This is a genomic window from Betaproteobacteria bacterium (assembly GCA_016713305.1).
Classification (GTDB): Bacteria; Pseudomonadota; Gammaproteobacteria; order Burkholderiales.
Map to the genome: position 1 here is coordinate 586029 of JADJPK010000005.1, position 18633 is coordinate 604661.

Annotated in this window: 16 protein-coding genes; 12 read left to right on the forward strand and 4 right to left on the reverse strand. The window is 65.2% G+C overall.

Annotated elements, in window-relative coordinates; genetic code table 11:
- Positions 1–232: 232 nt before the first annotated feature.
- Entirely contained in the window at positions 233–1495 is a 1263-nt protein-coding gene (locus tag IPK20_07590) for a protein kinase (GenBank protein MBK8016590.1), read from the reverse strand.
- A 96-nt stretch (positions 1496–1591) separates the two neighbouring features.
- Here IPK20_07590 and IPK20_07595 point away from each other — a divergent pair, with 96 nt between their 5' ends.
- The gene (locus tag IPK20_07595) at positions 1592–2929 is read left to right on the forward strand and encodes an NAD(P)/FAD-dependent oxidoreductase (protein ID MBK8016591.1); all 1338 of its coding nucleotides are present in this window, start codon (positions 1592–1594) and stop codon (positions 2927–2929) included.
- A 35-nt stretch (positions 2930–2964) separates the two neighbouring features.
- Here the strand turns inward: IPK20_07595 and IPK20_07600 are convergent, their stop codons facing one another.
- Positions 2965–3354, reverse strand: a complete 390-nt coding sequence (locus tag IPK20_07600) for a DUF2237 domain-containing protein (protein MBK8016592.1) — start codon at positions 3352–3354, stop codon at positions 2965–2967.
- Between the two features lie 223 nt (positions 3355–3577).
- Here IPK20_07600 and IPK20_07605 point away from each other — a divergent pair, with 223 nt between their 5' ends.
- The 6 genes from IPK20_07605 (at position 3578) to IPK20_07630 (ending at position 10174) form a co-directional block, all read left to right on the forward strand.
- On the forward strand, positions 3578–4633 hold the full coding sequence (locus IPK20_07605; GenBank protein ID MBK8016593.1) for a TolC family protein: 1056 nt from the start codon (positions 3578–3580) through the stop codon (positions 4631–4633).
- The gene (locus IPK20_07610) at positions 4623–5015 is read left to right on the forward strand and encodes a hypothetical protein (protein MBK8016594.1); all 393 of its coding nucleotides are present in this window, start codon (positions 4623–4625) and stop codon (positions 5013–5015) included. Before IPK20_07605 ends, IPK20_07610 begins: the two co-directional genes overlap by 11 nt.
- Positions 5008–6075: a hypothetical protein gene (locus tag IPK20_07615; protein ID MBK8016595.1), complete on the forward strand. Its 1068-nt coding sequence runs from the start codon at positions 5008–5010 to the stop codon at positions 6073–6075. Before IPK20_07610 ends, IPK20_07615 begins: the two co-directional genes overlap by 8 nt.
- A 21-nt stretch (positions 6076–6096) precedes the next feature.
- The gene (locus IPK20_07620; GenBank protein ID MBK8016596.1) at positions 6097–9207 is read left to right on the forward strand and encodes an efflux RND transporter permease subunit; all 3111 of its coding nucleotides are present in this window, start codon (positions 6097–6099) and stop codon (positions 9205–9207) included.
- 155 nt (positions 9208–9362) lie between these two features.
- Positions 9363–9746, forward strand: a complete 384-nt coding sequence (gene trxA / locus IPK20_07625; protein ID MBK8016597.1) for a thioredoxin — start codon at positions 9363–9365, stop codon at positions 9744–9746.
- A gap of 8 nt (positions 9747–9754) precedes the next feature.
- Positions 9755–10174, forward strand: coding sequence for a thioredoxin family protein (locus tag IPK20_07630; GenBank protein MBK8016598.1), 420 nt, complete (start codon positions 9755–9757; stop codon positions 10172–10174).
- 170 nt (positions 10175–10344) lie between these two features.
- Here the strand turns inward: IPK20_07630 and IPK20_07635 are convergent, their stop codons facing one another.
- On the reverse strand, positions 10345–11247 hold the full coding sequence (locus tag IPK20_07635; protein ID MBK8016599.1) for a LysR family transcriptional regulator: 903 nt from the start codon (positions 11245–11247) through the stop codon (positions 10345–10347).
- A gap of 157 nt (positions 11248–11404) precedes the next feature.
- Here IPK20_07635 and IPK20_07640 point away from each other — a divergent pair, with 157 nt between their 5' ends.
- The 4 genes from IPK20_07640 to IPK20_07655 all read left to right on the forward strand — a co-directional run bounded on the left by IPK20_07640 (position 11405) and on the right by IPK20_07655 (position 17301).
- A complete protein-coding gene (locus tag IPK20_07640) occupies positions 11405–12565 on the forward strand; it encodes an efflux RND transporter periplasmic adaptor subunit (protein ID MBK8016600.1) in 1161 nt (386 codons plus the stop codon).
- A 28-nt stretch (positions 12566–12593) separates the two neighbouring features.
- A complete protein-coding gene (locus IPK20_07645) occupies positions 12594–15719 on the forward strand; it encodes an efflux RND transporter permease subunit (protein MBK8016601.1) in 3126 nt (1041 codons plus the stop codon).
- Between the two features lie 58 nt (positions 15720–15777).
- A complete protein-coding gene (locus IPK20_07650) occupies positions 15778–16296 on the forward strand; it encodes an N-acetyltransferase (GenBank protein MBK8016602.1) in 519 nt (172 codons plus the stop codon).
- 306 nt (positions 16297–16602) lie between these two features.
- Complete coding sequence (locus IPK20_07655) at positions 16603–17301, forward strand: pirin family protein (GenBank protein ID MBK8016603.1); 699 nt, start codon at positions 16603–16605, stop codon at positions 17299–17301.
- Between the two features lie 147 nt (positions 17302–17448).
- Here IPK20_07655 and IPK20_07660 read toward each other — a convergent pair whose 3' ends face one another.
- On the reverse strand, positions 17449–17655 hold the full coding sequence (locus IPK20_07660) for a cold-shock protein (GenBank protein ID MBK8016604.1): 207 nt from the start codon (positions 17653–17655) through the stop codon (positions 17449–17451).
- Between the two features lie 236 nt (positions 17656–17891).
- Between IPK20_07660 and IPK20_07665 the strand changes: the two genes are divergently transcribed.
- On the forward strand, positions 17892–18554 hold the full coding sequence (locus IPK20_07665; GenBank protein ID MBK8016605.1) for an ABC transporter ATP-binding protein: 663 nt from the start codon (positions 17892–17894) through the stop codon (positions 18552–18554).
- Positions 18555–18633: the final 79 nt, after the last annotated feature.

The following is an 18633-nucleotide window of genomic DNA, read 5'->3' on the forward strand; positions in this document are numbered from 1 at the left end:
GGATGTGCTCGAGTGGCGCACGTCTCGCGATGCGTCCTTCCTCCTTGGCCGCTCGAAGTCGGGGCTCCGGGATTGCGATGGACGTATGGTCAGCCCGCTCTGCCGGCAGCAAGACGCCCCGGTCCTGCTGCACGCTTCCTGCACTCGCCCCCAGAAATGTGCCGCGTCACCCGCTTCGAATCTGTCGCGAGTGGCGGCAAGACGTCGGCGGTCGAGATGCCTGGTCGTGGACCTACTGCCGCGATATCCGGGCGTTGGCGAAGGCGAGGCGCTCGGCCAGAACACGCAGCATGGTGTTGGCCAGCTTCAACTGCGTTTCGGCGGACAGTCCGCTCAGGCTCTCGCGGGAGAATTCGGCCACGATGGTGTCGGTGGTGGTCTGGATGGTGGCGCTGCGCGTGGACCCGGGGCCCTGCACGTACGCCATCTCGCCGAAGCAGTCGCCGGTGTGCAGTACGTTGAGCAGCCGCCCCTGCGACATCACTTTCGCGCTCCCCTGAGCGATGAGCAGCAACGTATCGCCAGGTTCCCCCTCCGTGACGAGGACGTGCTGTGCCGGCACGCGCTGCCAGCGCGCATGGCGCACCGTGTTCCACAGCTCGCCATCGTCGAACCCTGCAGTGAGCGAGGCGCTCTTCAGCGCCGTGAACTTCTCGCTGTCGGGGATCGACTGGCGGTACACGCTCATCCGGCCGACGTTCGCCAGATCGAGGGCGGCTTCGGCCCAGTTGGCGTACCGGTCCCCTGGCCATTTCTTGAGGAACCGGCCGATCACGGCATCCAGCAGGGGCGGCAGGTCGGGCCGCTTCACCGAAGGCGGCACCGGGCTTGCGGTGCGGATCTGCCGGAGCGTTTCCTCGACGTTCTGGCCCCGGAACGGCTTCGTCCCGGTCAGCAACTCGTAAAGCATCACGCCCAAGGAGAACATGTCCCCTTGAGCGCTCGGCGGCTGACCCTGGATCTGTTCCGGCGGGCAGTACGAAGGCGATGAAAGCTGGAACTCCTCGGTGGTTCGCACTCCGCGGATGAAGGCGGCGCCGAAATCCGCCACCTTGATGTCGCCGCCGGAATCCATGAGGATGTTCGAGGGCTTGATGTCCCGGTGCACCACGCCCAGCCGGGAGGCGAATTCAAGCGCGCTGCAGCACTTGAACGCGATCTGGACCACATCGGACACGGGGAGCAGAGTGTCCGGACGGGTGAACTGGCGCAGGCTGCCGCCTTCCACGTACTCCATCGCCACGTAACGGCGCCCGGGCTCTGCCACCGCGTCGACGATGGTGACGATGTGGGGATGCACGAGCTTGCCCGCGAGCGACGCCTCGCTCACGAACTGCACGGCGGCGGCCGTTTCGAACTCGCTGCCCGGCACCGGCAGATAGATCTTCAGCGCCAGGTCGGCGTTGAGGAATTCGTCGAAGGCGAGGTACACCACGCTGGCCGCGCCTCTGCCCAGTTCCTTGCGCAGCAGATACTTGCCGATGCGTTCTTCCATGGCCGTGTCCCGGGAGTGAAGCGCCTGCCGAGGCAGGATTCGCGCCAGAGAGCGCGCGGCAGGACTATGCTCCCGTTATTTCAACGGACTTTTTCCATGAACCGATCACCCACCGCGGCGGCCGCACCGCATCGCATCGTCATTGTCGGGGGCGGAGCGGGAGGGCTGGAACTGGCCACCCGCCTCGGCGACACGCTGGGCCGCCGCGGCCGGGCACATGTGACGCTGGTGGACCGTGCCCGCACGCACCTGTGGAAGCCCCTGCTGCATCAGGTCGCCGCCGGTTGCATGGACATGGATGACCACGCGCTCGACTACCTCGCGCAGGCGCGCTGGCACCACTTTCATTTCCAGCTGGCCCACATGACCGGCCTCGACCGTGGCGGGAAGCAGGTTCTGCTCGGGCCGCTGCTGGACCAGGAAACGGGGGAAGAGGTTCTTCCGGCCCGAGCCCTGCCCTACGATACGCTGGTCATCGCCGTGGGCAGCCAGACAAACGACTTCGGCACTCCGGGCGCCCAGGCACACGCCATCGCGCTGGACATGCCGGAGCAGGCGGAGCGGTTTCGCTCGCGCCTGCTCAATGCCTGCCTCAGGGCCAATGCGCAGGGCGGTCCGCGCGATCCGTGGCAACTCCACGTCGCGATCATCGGGGCTGGCGCAACCGGCGTGGAACTGGCCGCCGAGTTGCACAATTCGACCCGTGAACTCGTGTCCTTCGGCCTGGACAACATAGACCCCGAGCGCGACCTGCGTGTGACCATCATCGAGGCGGCGCCGCGTGTCCTGCCCGCGCTCCCCGAAAGACTGTCCGAGGCGACGCTCGAATTGCTGAAGAAGATCCGGGTCGACGTGCTCACGGGGGAGCGCGTGACCGAGGTGACGGCGACCGGCGTCAGGACGCAGAGCGGCCGCGAGGTCCCGGCCGAGCTCACCGTCTGGGCTGCAGGCATCAAGGCGCCCGAATTCCTGAAGGACCTCGCCGGCCTCGAGACCAATCGCCTCAATCAGCTGGTGGTCAACGACCGCCTGCAGACCACGCGGGACCCCTCCATTTTCGCGCTTGGAGACTGTGCCGCGTGCCCCTGGCCGGAGAAGAAGGGCTGGGTCCCCCCACGTGCGCAGTCGGCGCATCAGCAGGCCAGCCATCTCGTGCGCAATCTGCCCCTTCACGTGTCGGGACAGCAGATCCGGCCATGGCGCTACCGGGATTTCGGATCGCTCGTCTCGCTCGGGGACTACAGCACGATCGGCAGTCTGATGGGGGGCATCACGCGTGGAAGCCTCATGATCGAAGGCTATTTCGCGGGCCTCATGTACGTGTCCCTGTACAAGATGCACGAACTGGCATTGCACGGATTCGCCAAGGTCTTCCTGGACACGCTGGCACGCCTCATCACGCGGCGCACCGAGCCGCACGTGAAACTGCACTGACGTCGAGCCCTCGCGCCGCGCGCCCCTTCGTATCGTCAGCGGCTCGGGTCGTTAGGGCCGATGTAGGCGTGATACTTCAGATCGGCGAGCGTGACGTAGGCGAGTACTCCGATGTGCGTCGCCTCGAGAATGACCGGGGGAGCCACACCGGCCTCCAGCGCTTCCAGCCAGCGCAGAGCGCACAGACACCACCGATCGCCCGGTACGAGTCCGGGGAAGCGCCACTCGGGGCGCGGGGTGGACAGGTCGTTGCCGCGGCTTCGGCTGAACTCGAGGAACTCGGCAGTGACCCGCGCACAGATCACGTGCGTGCCGTCATCGTCGGCGCTCGTGCGGCAGCATCCGTCCCGGAAGTATCCGGTGAGGGGATCGAAGCTGCACGCCGCGAGCGGGGTGCCCAGAACGTTCAGCAGCGTTCCCGTCACTTCGGAAACCCGCGGGGAAGGATGAGACAGTGGATGTGCACGGTTCGAACGTACGTGAGCCGGCGAGGCCGACGCTTTGCGGATTGTGCATGACGCACCGCAGCGATGTCATCGCTCGAAGTCTGCGTTCGGCGATTGTGCAAAGTTCGTTGCGTCGGGTTTCTCCGGGCCGTTACACTCGGGCGGCCATGCACGCCACGACAGTCTCATGAGCGGCACGGGCATGAAACGCGTCGCCGTGACCGCGCTGGCTGTGACACTGATGCTGGCAGGGTGTGCACGCGAATCCTACCGCCCCAAGCCCCCGGACCCCGATGGTTCGGCCGCTGCTCTGGCCGTGCGTTCGCTCGCCTCGGGCGAACTGCGCCGCTATCTGGATGCGCAGGGCAGGTCTCAGCAGTCGTGGCCTCGGCAGTCCTGGGACCTCTCTTCCCTTACGCTCGCTGCCGTTTTTCATCATCCCGAAATCGAGGTCGCGAGGGCGCGCGCCCGCCTTGCCGCAGCGGAGAAGGACACGTCGAAGACACGCCTGCCGTACACGCTGACGGCGCGGCCGGAATTCAACGACAAGGAATCCGGCGGCGACACGCCCTGGGGAATGGGAGTGCTGGTGGGGCTGCCTCTGGACACGGGAGGAAAGCGGCAGGCTCGTACCGAGCAACTCGAACGGATCGAGGAAGCGGCGAAGCTCGAGGTCGCCGTCGCGACATGGCGGGTACGCAGCCGGTTGCGTCGGCATTTCGTGGATCTCTATGTGGCGGACCGCACGCGCAAGGCGCTCGATGCCGAACACAGCGAGCGCGGCCGGCTTCTCGCCCTCATGGAAAAGAGGCTTTCGGCGGGCATGGTGTCCGCGGCTGACGTTTCCGCACTGCGCATCCGTCAGGCGGAGAGCGGTCTGGCTCTGCAGCGAGCGGCGGTGCGCCAGGATCAGGCGCTGGCAGGCGTTGCCGAGGCCGTCGGCGTGCCGCTCGCCGAACTCGAACGGGTCGAGTTCGACTTCGCGGCGGTTTCGCAGCCTGCTCCCCGTTCCGGAGGGCGAGGGGCTCCAGCGAACCGCGCTTACCCACCGGATCGATCTGCGGCGCAAGCTTGCGGACTACGCGGCCGCCGAGGCGGCGGTGAAACTGGAGGTGGCCCGGCAGTATCCCGACATCACACTCGCCCCCGGCTATTTCTGGGACGCGGACGAGAGCATCTGGTCCGTGGCCGTCCTGAGCGTGGTGCCGCCGACTGCAAGAACGCGCGCGCTGATCCGCGAGGCGGAATTGCGGCGTGAGATCGAGGCGAAGGCATTCGTCGCCATACAGTCGGCGATCCTCGCCGAGGCTCAGGCTGCTGCCTCGCGTTACCGGCACGCGGTCGCCGCTCATGCAGCGGCGCAGCAACTGGTCAACGATGCGCGGGAGCGCAAACGGCGCGTCGACCGGCAGTTCGAGCGGGGCTACGCCGATCGTGTGGACGTGGTCACGGCCGCCCTGGAGACTGCCGTGACCGAGCGAGCGGCCATCGTGGCCACCCTGGAAATGCAGCAGGGTCTCTCCGCGCTCGAGGACGCCGTGCAGCGTCCTCTGGACAACCCGGATCTGCTCGCGGTTCCGAGTGCCGTGCCAGCGCAGCCCGATCCCTCTCTCAATCCTGCCCTTCTCGACAATGACTGACCGCCGCCGCGCTCTACCGCTGATCGTGCTTGCCGTCCTGGTACTGCTGCTCGCCGGGACCACGCTGTACTTCGGCCGGGACGAGTACCAGCAGCTCACTCGGGAACGGGGCGAGACCATCGGCACCCAGACGACGCTGGACGAGAAGGTCGGCCCGGGACGCCTGCGCATCGGCGAAGACATCCGCAAGGCGAGTGGCATCGAGACGGCGAAACTGCACGGCGCCGAATCGGGCGGCGCCACTGCGCTCCAGGGTGTCGTGCTCGACATCCGCCCGCTCGTGGACGCACGCGGCCGCTACCGGACCCAGTCCGCGGAAATCCGCGCGCTCCGCGCGAGCGCCGCCGCGCTCGAGCAGGAATATCGCCGGGCCCGGGAACTCTTTGCCGACGATCGCAATGTGTCGGAACGGGCGGTAGCGCAGGCGGAGACCGAATGGAAGACGGCAAAGGAGCGCCTGGCGGCCGCCGAGGCTTCTCTTCGTGCCGCCATGGAAGGTCTCGCAGCCGAGTGGGGTAGAGCCGTGGCCGAGATGGCGCTCAACGTGGAGGGCCGGATGTTCGGAAGGTTGCTCGAGCAGCAGGATGTGCTCCTTCTCGTCACGCTGCCGCCCGAGGTGGACGCTGCCCACCCGCCGAAGCGCGTCGTCGTCGAGGTGGCCGGAGGCGGCAGACCCCGGCAGGCAGACCTCGTGGGGCCCTCGCCGAACGTGCAGGCCGGGCTGCCGGGAGCGACGTTCTACTACCGGACACTCGCGGGTGAACTGCGCGCCGGCTCGCGAGTGACCGGCCAGACAGTGACGCACGCTGCCGAAGTTGCCGGGGTCGTGGTTCCGGAAAGCGCCATCGTCTGGTTCGCAGGCCGGTCGTGGGTCTACGCCCGAGATGAAAAGGAGCAGGACATCTTCGAACGGGTTCCCGCGGATGCGACACGGCTGGTTCCCGGCGGCTGGTTCAACGCAAGCGGCCTGGAACAAGGCACGGAAGTCGTGGTGGTCGGTGCTCAGCTCCTCCTGTCGGAGGAACTCGAGTATCAGATCCGGAACGAGAACGAAGACTGAGGCGCCGGTGCGTACCGTTCCATGATCGCGTCCCTCGTCCGTTTTTCGATCCGTTATCCGGGCGTGATCGTCGCGTTCGCGCTCATGCTGGTCGTTTCCGGTCTGTTCACGCTCGGTCGCGCCCGTGTGGACGTCTTTCCGGAGTTCTCTCCCACCCAGGTGGTCATCCAGACCGAGGCGCCCGGACTCTCGCCGGAACTGGTCGAGGCGCTCGTGACCCAGCGTCTGGAAGATGCCCTGCTGGGCGTGTCCGGCCTGGAAGCGATCCGGTCCCAATCGATTCCCGGTCTGTCGGTGGTCACCGTCGTGTTCGAGGACGGCTCGGACATCTACCGCAACCGTCAGGTCGTGGCCGAACGTCTTTCGGGCGTCGCTCCGCTGATGCCGGCCGGCGTGAGCTTTCCGGTCATCACGCCTCTCACGTCCTCGGCCAGCACGGTGTTGGGCGTCGGACTGACTTCGAAGACGAAAACGCTCACCGAAGTGCGGACGCTGGCGGACACCGTGATGCGGCCGCACCTCATGTCGGTCGAGGGTGTGGCCGAGGTGAACGTCTTCGGCGGGCAGGTCCGGCAGTGGCAACTGCAGATCGATCCTGTGCGGCTCAATCGGCTCGGGATTTCGCTCGCCGACGTCCTCGCGGCCGCAAGGCAGGCGACGGGCATCGTGTCCGCCGGATTCATCCCCGGCCCCAACCAGCGAATCGCCATCGTAACGACCGGTCAGCCCGCGACGCCCGAGGTTCTGGGCCGGGCGCTGCTTCGCTTCGACGGCGGACGGACGCTGCTCCTTGGCGATGTGGGGAAGGTCGTCGAAGGTGCCGCCGAGCCCATCAGCGCCGCCGCCATCAATGGAGAATCCGGCGTGTTCGTCATGGTCCAGGGGCAGCTGGGCAGCAACACGCTCGCCGTCTCGCGGGGATTGGAGTCGGCTCTCGCCGACCTGCGGCCGCTGCTGGACCGGGAGAAGGTGACGCTGCACGCGGATCTTTTCCGGCCCGCCAACTTCATCGAGACCGCCGTGCGCAACGTCCGCTTCGACATCCTGATCGGATCGTGCCTGGTGGTCGTCGTGCTGTTCCTGATTCTCTTCAATGCCCGAACGGCCTTCATCTGTACCACCGCCATTCCGGTTTCCCTGCTCGGTGCGGTCCTGCTGCTCGCGGCACTCGACCAGCCCATCAACATCATGGTGCTGGGGGGCCTCGCCATTTCCTTGGGCGAGGTGGTCGACGACGCGATCATCGATACGGAGAACATCTTCCGTCGTCTGCGGGAAAACCGCCTGGCAGGATCGCCGCTGGATCCGGCCACGGTCGCGCTCGACGCGTCGGTCGAAGTGCGCGGGTCGGTCGTCTACGCGACCTTCATCGTCGCGCTCGTGTTCGTGCCCCTGCTCACCTTCGGCGGCATCGGCGGCAAATTGTTCTCGCCGCTGGGTCTCTCGTACATCCTCGCGATCCTCGCCTCGCTGTTCGTGGCCACGAGCCTGACGCCCGCCCTGTGCTACCTCCTCCTGGGACGCGGCCACCTGCAGACTGCCGATCCGCCGTTCGTGCGGCGTATCAAGCCCGGCTACGCGAGCCTCCTGCGCGCCATCGAACGGCATGCCGGCCGCGTCATCGGCGTCACTGGTTTCGTGATCGTGCTGGGCCTTTCCGCGGTGACGCTGTTCTCGGGCGAGTTCGTTCCGTCGTTGAAGGAAGGCCATTACGTCGTGCACATGACGGCCGTTCCGGGAACGTCCGAGCGGGAGGTCCTGCGCATCGGCAACCGGCTCACCGCGGTGCTCCTGCGCGTGAAGGGGGTGAAATCGGTGGCGCAGTGGGTCGGCAGGTCGCAGAACGGCGCCGACACGTTCGGCCCGCACTACAGCGAAATGGAGGTCGAGGTCGGCGCGCTGGACGGGGACGAGCAGGCGCGCATCCTGAGCGAGATACGCGCCATTCTTGCCGGGCATCAAGGAGCCTTCCCGGGCGTCACCTTCTCGGTGAACACGTTCCTCACCGAACGCATCGAGGAGACCATCTCGGGTTTCCCCGCGGATGTGGCGGTCAGCATCTTCGGCGCCGACCTGGATTCGCTGGACCACGATGCCGCGGAAGTCGCGGAGCGGTTGGCGGCTATTCCTGGTGCGCGCGATGTGCAGGTGCAGGCCCTTGTCGGAACGCCTCAGCTGGAGGTACGGTTCAAGCAGGACCGGCTCACGGCCTACGGCTTCACCGCCATCGAGGTGCTCGATGCCGTCCGGACCGCCTACGAAGGAGCGCGCGTCGGTCAGATCTACAGCGGGAGCCACCCGGTGGACGTGGTGGCCATCCTGTCTGCGGAATACCGCCGGGCGCCTGTCCAGGTGGGCGACCTGCCGCTGCGATCCGCATCCGGGTCCGTGGTCCGGCTCAAGGACGTCGCCGACGTCGGCATGGGGGCCGGCCGCTACAAGATCCTGCACCACGGGGGCAAACGGATCCAGACGGTGACCGCGAACATCGAGGCGCGCGACCTGGACGCTTTCGACCACGACTTGCGCAAGGCACTTTCGGAGAACTTCCGGCTTTCGACCGGCAACTATCTGGTGATCGAGGGCGAGGCCGAAGCCTCCGTGGAAGCGCGCCGGCGTCTCGTCTTCCATTCCCTTCTGGCGGGCGCCGGTATCTTCGTTCTGCTGTATCTCGCGTTCAACAATCTGCGCAACCTTTCGCTCACGTTCCTGAATCTCCCCTTCGCGCTGGTCGGGGGCGTTGCCGCCGTTCTGCTGAACGGCGGGTGGATGACGCTCGGTTCGCTGGTGGGCTTCGTCACGCTGTTCGGAATCACGCTGCGCAACTCGATCATGCTGGTGTCGCACTACCAGCATCTCGTCGAGTACGAAGGATTGCCCTGGAATGCCGACACCATGCTGAAGGGGGCCGCCGAGCGACTGCCATCCATTCTCATGACGGCCCTGGTGACGTCCCTGGGTCTGATGCCCCTGGCACTGGGCAGCGGCCAGCCCGGCCGCGAGATCGAGGGCCCCATGGCCATGATCATCGTGGGCGGTCTGGTGACCTCGACGGTCCTCAACCTGCTCATTCTTCCCGCGGTCCTGCTGAGATTCGGCAGGTTCGAAACGAAGCCGGCAGCATCGAACTGAACCTTGCGGCACGCGGGTCCCGCAGCGGGCGCTGGACAAGGGGTGAGAGCAGGCGTCGGTGTCCCCCGTCATCTTGGACGGTGGCATCTGCGCTGTATCATCGGGTTTACCGATTGCCCCGATCGGTGTGCCGAGCCCCGCGAAGGAGACAACAGATGGCCACGATGGAACTTACCCAGGAGAATTTCGATACGGTGGTGTCCGACAGCCCCATCGTGATCATCGATTTCTGGGCACCCTGGTGCGGTCCGTGCCGTCAGTTCGCGCCCGTGTTCGAGCAGATCTCGGAAAAGCATCCCGACGTGGTCTTCGCGAAGCTCAACACCGACGAGCAGCAAGGTATCGCCCAGGCGTTCCAGATCCGTTCGATTCCCACCCTCATGGTGTTCCGCGAGAAGGTCATCCTGTTCTCGAATCCCGGCTCGATGCCGGCCGGCCAGTTCGACAAGCTGGTGACCGAGGTGAAGGCGGTCGACATGGCCAAGGTCCATGCAGAGATCGCGGCGCAGGAGACCGAACAGCCGGCCGCCGCGAACTGAGGCGCGCCATGGAGCAGATCGTCCAGCGAAGCGATCTCGACCGGCTGGTCGCGGCGGGCGGGGATCTCCTCATCGATGTCGCCGACGCCGGGCTGCCGGAATCGGTGCGTTTTTCCCAGATGGTGGAAACTCTCGTTCGACGCCATCCGGGCGTCGGCTGCGCTCGCATCGACATGGCGGCAGGCCGGGATGTCGCGTCGCTTCTGGGCATCGACCGCGCGCCGTCTCTCGTCCTGTTCAGGAGCGGAGTGGGATTGTTCGCGGGTCCTGCGAATTTCCCGGAAGCGCAACTCGAGGCGATGCTGATGCGGGCGCTGGCGCTCGACATGGATGAGGTGCGCCGCGAGATGGACCGCAGCCGCTCGGCTTCGGTGTCCGTGAGCGGATCACGGGCATGCCCCATGACCAAGCGGGGCGAGTTTCCGTAGGGAAGGTCTGGTCGACCTGCACGCGTCGTCCGGCCATCGGCAACTGGTGGAAGCGCTGCAGTCCTGCGGACCTCGGCACTCGGTGGCAGGGACCGTTTCCTCTTCCTGCCATCGCTTGTCTGCGGCAACGCCGACAACCTACCGAGACTTCACCAGCGCCGTACCCGATATCAGCCGAGGAGTTCGGCTTGCACCGAATCCTCGGCAAGCGTGCGTACGAACCAGGACAGCGCCTTGCCCGTGGGCCGGCCGCGCCAGGCGGCGTGGACGGTCGCCACAGGCTTTGTTTCGGCCACCTCCCTTACGACCAGCCGACCAGCGTTCACGGATGGCGCGGCCAGCAACCGGGGAAGATAGCCCACGCCCAATCCCCGTTCCTGCGCGCGCAACTTCGCAGCCATGGATGGAACCGTGAGCGTGTCCTGCCCGGGCATCACGCCCGTGGTGCGCGGTCCCAGGAAGCGGGCGGAATCTGCAGCCGCGATGGAACGGTGTCCCCGGATGTCCGCGGGAGCCAACGGCAGGGGCGCGCTGGCGAGCGGATGATCCGGCGAAACGGCGAACACGAATTCCATCGAGCCCAATCGCAGCAGCGAACAGCCGCCTTCGCTGGGTGGATCGCCCGTTGCCCCGATGATGAGGTCCGCGCGGCCCGTCAGCAGGGCGTCCCAGGTGCCGGCAAGAATCTCCTCTCCCAGACGAACGCGCGTCACGGCGCCCTCGGCGTAAAACCGCTCCAGCATGGGAAACACCCGCTCGAGCGGAATCACCTCATCCACATGAATGGCGATTTCCGGCTCCCAGCCATCGCGCGCCTTGCGGACCCGCGCTTCGACTTCGCGGGCGGCACGCAGCAGGTGCCGGCCTTCTTCCAGGAGCGAGCGGCCGACGTCGGTGAGCTTGGCGCGGTGGCCCGACCGGTCGAACAGCTGAACGTCGAGATCCTGTTCCAGCTTCTGGATCACGTAGGTCACGGCGGAGGGAACCTTGTGGAGTTCGCTCGCCGCGGCTGCAAAACTGCCGTTGCGCACGATGGCGTCCAGCGTCTGCAGTGCTTCCAGAGAGATTCGCATGGTGGTAGGCGCGAAGAGTCAGTATCATATGGCGAGTAACTGACTCTTTAGTCAGCTAGTCCGGCGCGGGGTTCTCGCCATGGCGAATACGGGGGAGTCCTTTCGCTGCCACGCGCCCGGTACCTTCCATAAATTCATCTGTTCGAGGTCGGGCCCGATGACGCTGCGTGCCGCCGTAGTAGGTATTTCCCTTCTTTCTTTCACATTGGCTGGCTGCGGGTCCAAGACCGATGGCGCCCCAGCGGCCGCCAAGTCCGGGGATGGCAAACCGGCTGCCGCCGCCGGCGGACCGCCCAAGGGTCTTCCCGTGAAGGCGCAGCGCGTGAAGGTGGATCTCGTCCAGAACGAGATCAACGCGGTTGGAACGTTGATGGCGGCGGAGTCCATCGTCGTGAGGCCCGAAATCGCCGGCCGCATCGTTTCCATGCACTTTTCGGAAGGTCAGCCGGTCCAGAAGGGCGCCAAGCTGGTCACGCTCGATCCCGCGGAATACCAGGCCCAGCTCGCGGCTTCCGCCGCAGACGCGCGCACCGAATCGCAAAAATACCAGCGCGCCCGCGACCTGCTCGAGCAGAAGTTCGTCAGCCAGGAGGCCGTGGATCTCGCCAAGGGCGGCATGGAGCGGGCAGCCGCGAAGCGCCTGGCCGACGAGGTGCTGCTGGCGAAGACGACGGTCGTCGCGCCGTTCAGCGGCAACGTGGGGCTGCGCTACGTCAGCCCGGGCGCCTACGTGAAGGCGGGCGATGACATCGTACGTCTGGAAAGCACCGGCACTCTCAAGCTCGACTTCCGCGTGCCCGAGGTGTACGTGTCCAAGATCCATCCGAAGCAAACGGTGACGGTCAGGACCGATGCCTATCCGGGCGATGTTTTCGAAGGGCACATCTATGCCCTCGAACCGGCCGTGGACGAGAAGACGCGGACCGTTCTGGCCCGCGCCGAGATCCCCAACCGGCAGGGCAAGCTTCGTCCCGGCATGTTCGGCCGCGTCGCCATCCTGCTCGAGTCCCGGCCCAACGCCATCGTGATTCCCGAACAGGCCATCTGGCCGCAGGGACGCGATACCTTTGTCTTCCGCGTCGTGGACGGCAAGGCGACGCTCACGAAGATCCAGATGGGCATTCGCCGCCCGGGTGAGGTGGAAGTGGCTCAGGGGCTGGGCCCCGACGACATGGTCGTCACCGATGGTCAACTGAAATTGAAGGATGGTGCGCCGGTGATGGTGCTGCCTGCGGCGCCTGCGGCCGCTGCCGCGGCACCTGGCGGTGCGGCTGCGGGCAAGGCAGGCGCTCCTGCCTCGCCCAAGGCTGGAAGCTGAAACGCCGGCACCCAGGAGGAACGAAGCCATGGTCTTATCGGACATTTCCATCAAGCGGCCGGTTCTGGCGATCGTGATGAGCCTGATCATCGTGCTCGTCGGGTATCTTTCGTACACCCGGATGGCCGTTCGCGAGTATCCGAACATCGATCCTCCCACGGTATCGGTGCGTACCGTCTACAAGGGGGCGACGGCCCAGGTGATGGAAAGTTCCATCACTCAGCCGCTCGAGGATTCGCTCTCCGGCATCGAAGGCATCAAGACGATCAAGTCGCAGAGCCGGGAAGAGGTCAGCCAGATCACGGTCACGTTCGTGACCTCCCGCGAGATCGACGGCGCGGCCAACGACGTTCGGGACCGAGTCGCCCGCATCCGCAAGAATCTCCCCGCCGCGGCCGACAATCCTGTGGTGTCGAAGATCGAAGCCGACGCACAGCCGATCGTATGGATCGCTTTCACCAGCGACCGCCACACGCCGATGGAACTGACGGACTTCGCCGATCGGTACCTGACCGATCCGCTGAAGGCGCTGCCCGGGGTGGCCTCCGTCATCATCGGGGGCGAACGCAAGTACGCGATGCGGGTCTGGCTGGACCGCGAACGCATGGCGGCGCAGGGCCTCACTGCGCAGGACGTGGAAGAAGCGTTGCGCAGGCAGAACCTGGATTCTCCCGGCGGACGCATCGAAAGCACCCAGCGCGAGTTCACCGTCCTGGCCCGCACCGATCTCCGATCGCCGGAGGAATTCAACAACATGATCATCCGCGAGGTGAACGGTTATCCCGTGCGCCTGCGCGATGTGGGGCGTGCGGCGCCCGGGCCCTACGAGAACCGCAAGGTCGTGCGGGTCCGCGGCGAAGAGGCGCTCGGATTGGGCATCGTGAAGCAATCGACTGCCAATACGCTGGAGGTCGCGCAGGCGGTGAAGGCGCTCCTCCCCAGGCTGGAAGGAACGTTGCAGCCGGGCATGAAGGTCTGGGTTGCGGTGGACACCTCCCAGTTCATCGAGGCCTCCGTGGAGGCGGTGAAGACGACCATCATGGAAGCGCTGGTGCTCGTGGTGCTCGTGATCTTCTTCTTCCTGCGCGAATTCCGCGCAACGATCATTCCCGCGATCACCATTCCGGTGTCCATCATCGGCCACTTCACCTTCCTGAAGGTACTCGGTTTCTCGGTCAACACCCTGACGCTCCTGGGCGTCGTGCTGTCCATCGGCCTGGTGGTGGACGATGCGATCGTCGTCCTGGAAAACGTGCACCGGCACATCGAAGAGGGCATGAAGCCGTTCAAGGCGGCGCTTCAGGGAACGCGCGAGATCGGCTTCGCGGTCATCGCCATGACCATCACTCTTGCCGCCGTGTTCACCCCGCTGTCCTTCGCGCAGGGGAACACGGGCAAGCTGATGACGGAGTTCGCTCTCACCGTGGCAACGTCGGTGATCGTATCCGGCTTCGTCGCGCTGTCCCTGGTTCCGATGATGTGCTCCAGGATGCTGAAGCACGAGCACAGCTGGATCTACCGCAAGACCGAACCCTTCTACACCGGCATGACCGAAGGCTACCGCTCCATGCTCAAGGCGACACTGCGCCATCGGTGGGTCATCGGGGTGGTGCTGGTTGCGGTGATCGGGGCAATGTACTGGCTGTTCACGCAGTTGAAGGCGGAGCTTTCTCCGGTCGAGGACCGCAGCCTCTTCCTGGCGTTCGTCGTCACGCCGGAAGGGTCCAGCATGCAGTACACCGACGGCTACGTGCATGCCGTGGAGGAGATCGCCAAGAACGTTCCGGAGATCGACACCATGTTCGCGGTCGTGGCACCGGGTCTCGAACGTCCCAACCCGGTGAATCTCGGCATTGCGTTCGCGGTGCTGAAGCCATGGAACGACCGTACACGCTCGCAGCAGCAGATCACGAAGGAACTTACACCCAAGCTGTTCGGCGGCCTTCCCGGCGCCTTGTCCTTCGCTCTCAATCCGCCTTCGCTCGGCCAGAACTTTCTCGCCAAGCAGGTCGAGTACGTGATCTATGGCAACAGCTACGAGGAGCTTCAGGGCAAGGTCGGCAAGGTCATGGCGAAGCTTCGCGACTTTCCGGGAATCACCGGCCTGGATACCGACCTCAAGCTCAACAAGCCGCAGCTATCGGTGAAGATCGATCGCGACAAGGCTTCCGCGCTAGGCGTCTCCATGGACACGATCGGCCACACCCTCGAAATCCTGTTGGGAGGCTACGACGTCACGCGCTACAAGCATGAGGGCAAGCAGTACGACGTGGTGCTGCAGCTCGAGGACGACAAGCGCCGGCAGCCCAGCGATCTCACGGCCATCTATGTGCGCGGTACTGACGGTTCGCTGCATCAGTTGTCGAACCTGGTGATGCTGGAGGAGACCGTCGGTCCGAAGGAACTCAACCACTTCAACAAGCTGCGTGCCGCCATCATCAACGGGAACGTCGCGGGCAACTATAGTCTCGGGCAGGTGCTGGATCACATCGACGGGCTGGTCAAGTCCGAGCTGGGACCGGACACCCGCACGGATCTGGACAACGTGTCACGCGAATTCCGCGAATCGAGCGGGCAGCTGTGGATGACCTTCGGGCTGGCGCTGGTGTTCATCTACCTGGTTCTTTCGGCGCAGTTCGAGAGCTTCGTCGGTCCCCTCGTGATCATGGTGACCGTGCCGCTGGCGATGACCGGCGCCGCATTGACGATGTACATCAACATGCTGCTGGAGAAGGGCGGTACGTTGAACGTGTATAGCCAGGTGGGGCTGGTGATGCTGGTCGGCCTGATCACGAAGCACGGCATTCTGATCGTGGAATTCGCCAACCAGCTTCGCGCCAAGGGCATGGCCAAGATGGATGCCATCGTCGAGGCCGCCACGCTGCGACTGCGGCCGATCCTGATGACCACGGCCGCGATGGTGCTCGGGGCGATCCCGCTCGCTCTTTCGCACGGCGCGGGCAGCGAATCCCGGCAGGCCATCGGCTGGGTGGTGGTCGGCGGACTTCTGCTGGGCACGTTGCTCACCCTCTTCGTGATTCCGACGGTGTATTCGGTGCTCGTGCGAAAGGTGAAGACGACGGAAGAGCAGCGCAGAGAGCTCGAGGACGACCACGAGCACGCGCCCCAGTCGCTCAGCGAGCAGCTGCCCTGATCCCTTCTGCCACACTCGAAGCCCGGGAAATCCCGGGCTTTTTTGTCTGCGAGGCCCCATGACCAAGGCGTTCTCCTGGCGAACGGCGACACGAGCGGATCTTCCCCGGATCGTCGAGATCTACAATCGGACAATCCCGACCCGGATGGTGACCGCTGATCTGGAACCGGTCAGCGTGGAAAGCCGGGAGGCGTGGTTCGCCCTGCACGTGCCGGGATTCCGTCCCCTGTGGGTGAGCGAGCTCAACGGACACGTGGCTGCGTGGCTCAGCTTCTCGTCCTTCTACGGCCGTCCAGCCTACGACGGCACGGCGGAAGTGAGCCTCTACGTGGACTACCCGCATCAGCGTGGCGGACTGGGCAGCTATCTGCTGACGGAAGCCATGCGGGAGTCTCCGGCCCTGCAGATCCGGACGCTGCTGGCATTCGTGTTCGGGCACAACGCTCCGAGCCTCAAGCTGTTCCAGCGCCATGGATTCGAGACATGGGGAACGCTCCCCGGTGTGGCTGTCCTCGATGCCGAGGAGCGGGATCTGGTGATCCTCGGCTGCCGCCCGGCCGGCCAGGCCGGGTCTTAGGACGAGTGCCCCTCCGGCTCGCCGGCGATTTCGAGCCGCCGACATGAAATCCGGTACGTATCGGCTTCTGCGCTGGATCGCGATCGTGGCCTTGACTGCGCTCATCGCGGCAGCAGCTCTGAGCGGTTACTTCTCGCCCGAGGCCGCCATCATGTTCGGCAACCTGCGCCTGTGCTGACCCGCCGGAGTGCTCGAATTTCGTGAACGAACGGTGCAGAACGTTTCGCTAGGAAGTCTGCCCTTGCGCTCCTACAGTGTTCGCATGCACGGGAAGCCGACGTGCAGTCAACTCGAACAGGAGAACCCATGATCACCCTGAGACGTGCCGACGATCGCGGCCACGCCAACCACGGCTGGCTGGACAGCCGCCACACCTTCTCCTTTGCCAGCTATCACGATCCCGCGCAAATGGGCTGGGGCAGTCTGCGCGTCATCAACGACGATCGGGTCGCACCGGGCAGCGGCTTCGGTACCCATCCCCACCGTGACATGGAGATCATCAGCTACGTCGTCGAGGGTGAACTGGAGCACCGGGACAGCATGGGAAACGGATCGGTCATCCGACCCGGGGACGTTCAGCGCATGAGCGCCGGGACCGGTGTCACCCACAGCGAGTACAACCCGTCGGCCAGGCATCCCGTGCATTTTCTGCAGATATGGATCCAGCCTGCTGTTCGCGGTGTCGTTCCTGGCTACGAGCAGAAGCGATATGAACCGGAACAGAAGAAAGGGCGCCTGTGTCTCATCGCGTCCCCGGATGGAGCGGAGGGTTCCGTCCGGATTCATCAGGACGCCCGCGTCTACGTCACGGTTCTCGACGGCGAGGATGCCGTCCGGCTTTCACTTCCCGGTGCTCATCGCGCCTACGTCCACGTGGTGCGAGGCACATTGACTGTCAACGGCCAGGCGATGCGTGAAGGAGACGGGATGAAGGTGTCGGAGGAATCGGAACTGTGTCTGGGCGAGGCCAGCGACGCGGAAGTGCTCGTGTTCGACATGGCGTGAACGGCCATGAGCCCCGTCCGGGTCCGGTCCGTCTCTTCCGCCAGGACCGCGGACAATGCCGGGTCGATGGGAAGCGGCCGGTTCCTGGATTCCACAAAAGAAAACGCCCGGTTTCCCGGGCGTTCTTCCAAGCAGCTTACGCGACGATCACTCGATGGGACGAATGTTCGCGGCTTGCTTGCCCTTGGGGCCGGTCGTGACGTCGAAGGAAACCTTCTGGTTTTCCTTCAGGGTCTTGAAGCCCTGAGCTTGAATCGCGGAGAAATGCGCGAACACATCTTCGCCGCCTCCATCGGGAGAAATGAAGCCAAAACCCTTGGAGTCGTTGAACCACTTGACGGTACCAGTTGCCATTTAATGAGTCATCCAGAAAACACTATTGAGGAGTCGGGTTGGTTCCCGAGCGGGCGCGGATCAAGCCAGCACTGCTGGTCGAACTGATATTCCGAACAAGGGGGGGCACAGCGGACGAGCGAGATATTCGGTGAGATCCTGCGAGCCATGAGAGTAATCGGGGCCGAGGGGAATTGCAACACATTTCTTGTGCGAAACTGCAGATCGAGTCTCAGGCCACCGTTCATTTCCCCGAAATGCTTTCTATCCGCCGTGTCCGGAAGGTCTTCGCGGGCTCCGTTCCGCGGCTGGTTCTGAACGAAGTTTCCCTGGAACTTGGCGCCGGCGAGTATGTCGCCATCCTGGGGGAATCCGGTGTGGGCAAGTCCACGCTGCTCAACCTCGTCGCCGGGCTGGACCGCCCGGACTCCGGTTCGATCCTTGTCGATGGACACGATCTGGCGACGCTCGACGACGACAGCCTCACCCGCTTACGCCGCAGACGCATCGGATTCGTCTTCCAGGCGTTTCACGTTCTTCCGTACCTCAGCGTGCGCCGCAATGTGGAACTACCCCTCATGTTGCTCGAAGCGCCCTCGCCCGGCGGCCACCGCGTGGACGCAATGCTGGCCGCCGTGGGGCTGCTGGGCCGGGCGGAAAGCATGCCCCGCGAACTGTCGGGGGGCGAATTGCAACGGGTGGCGATCGCTCGTGCACTCGTGCATGAACCCGGCCTGCTGCTGGCGGACGAGCCGACGGGAAATCTCGATCCGGCCACGGCTGCAGAGATGACCGGCCTGATGGCGAGAGCCGTGCGAGCACAGGGTGCGGCCGGAATTCTCGTCACTCATTCGCTGGAAGCCGCTGCCCGCGCCGATCGCGTGTACCGGCTGACACCCTCCGGGCTGGCGGCGGCGTGAACGTATCGGTGCGGGATCTTCTCTTGGCCCTGCGGCCCTCCCTGGTTATCGGGCCACTGCGCCAGCACCCAGGCAGATC

Excerpts from the sequence above, each read along its gene's own strand:
- IPK20_07590 (MBK8016590.1), bottom strand. The coding sequence starts at position 1,495 with ATGGAAGAACGCATCGGCAAGTATCTGCTGCGCAAGGAACTGGGCAGA.
- IPK20_07595 (MBK8016591.1), top strand. The coding sequence starts at position 1,592 with ATGAACCGATCACCCACCGCGGCGGCCGCACCGCATCGCATCGTCATT.
- IPK20_07605 (MBK8016593.1), top strand. The coding sequence starts at position 3,578 with ATGAAACGCGTCGCCGTGACCGCGCTGGCTGTGACACTGATGCTGGCA.
- IPK20_07615 (MBK8016595.1), top strand. The coding sequence starts at position 5,008 with ATGACTGACCGCCGCCGCGCTCTACCGCTGATCGTGCTTGCCGTCCTG.
- IPK20_07620 (MBK8016596.1), top strand. The coding sequence starts at position 6,097 with ATGATCGCGTCCCTCGTCCGTTTTTCGATCCGTTATCCGGGCGTGATC.
- trxA (MBK8016597.1), top strand. The coding sequence starts at position 9,363 with ATGGCCACGATGGAACTTACCCAGGAGAATTTCGATACGGTGGTGTCC.
- IPK20_07630 (MBK8016598.1), top strand. The coding sequence starts at position 9,755 with ATGGAGCAGATCGTCCAGCGAAGCGATCTCGACCGGCTGGTCGCGGCG.
- IPK20_07635 (MBK8016599.1), bottom strand. The coding sequence starts at position 11,247 with ATGCGAATCTCTCTGGAAGCACTGCAGACGCTGGACGCCATCGTGCGC.
- IPK20_07640 (MBK8016600.1), top strand. The coding sequence starts at position 11,405 with ATGACGCTGCGTGCCGCCGTAGTAGGTATTTCCCTTCTTTCTTTCACA.
- IPK20_07645 (MBK8016601.1), top strand. The coding sequence starts at position 12,594 with ATGGTCTTATCGGACATTTCCATCAAGCGGCCGGTTCTGGCGATCGTG.
- IPK20_07650 (MBK8016602.1), top strand. The coding sequence starts at position 15,778 with ATGACCAAGGCGTTCTCCTGGCGAACGGCGACACGAGCGGATCTTCCC.
- IPK20_07655 (MBK8016603.1), top strand. The coding sequence starts at position 16,603 with ATGATCACCCTGAGACGTGCCGACGATCGCGGCCACGCCAACCACGGC.
- IPK20_07660 (MBK8016604.1), bottom strand. The coding sequence starts at position 17,655 with ATGGCAACTGGTACCGTCAAGTGGTTCAACGACTCCAAGGGTTTTGGC.
- IPK20_07665 (MBK8016605.1), top strand. The coding sequence starts at position 17,892 with ATGCTTTCTATCCGCCGTGTCCGGAAGGTCTTCGCGGGCTCCGTTCCG.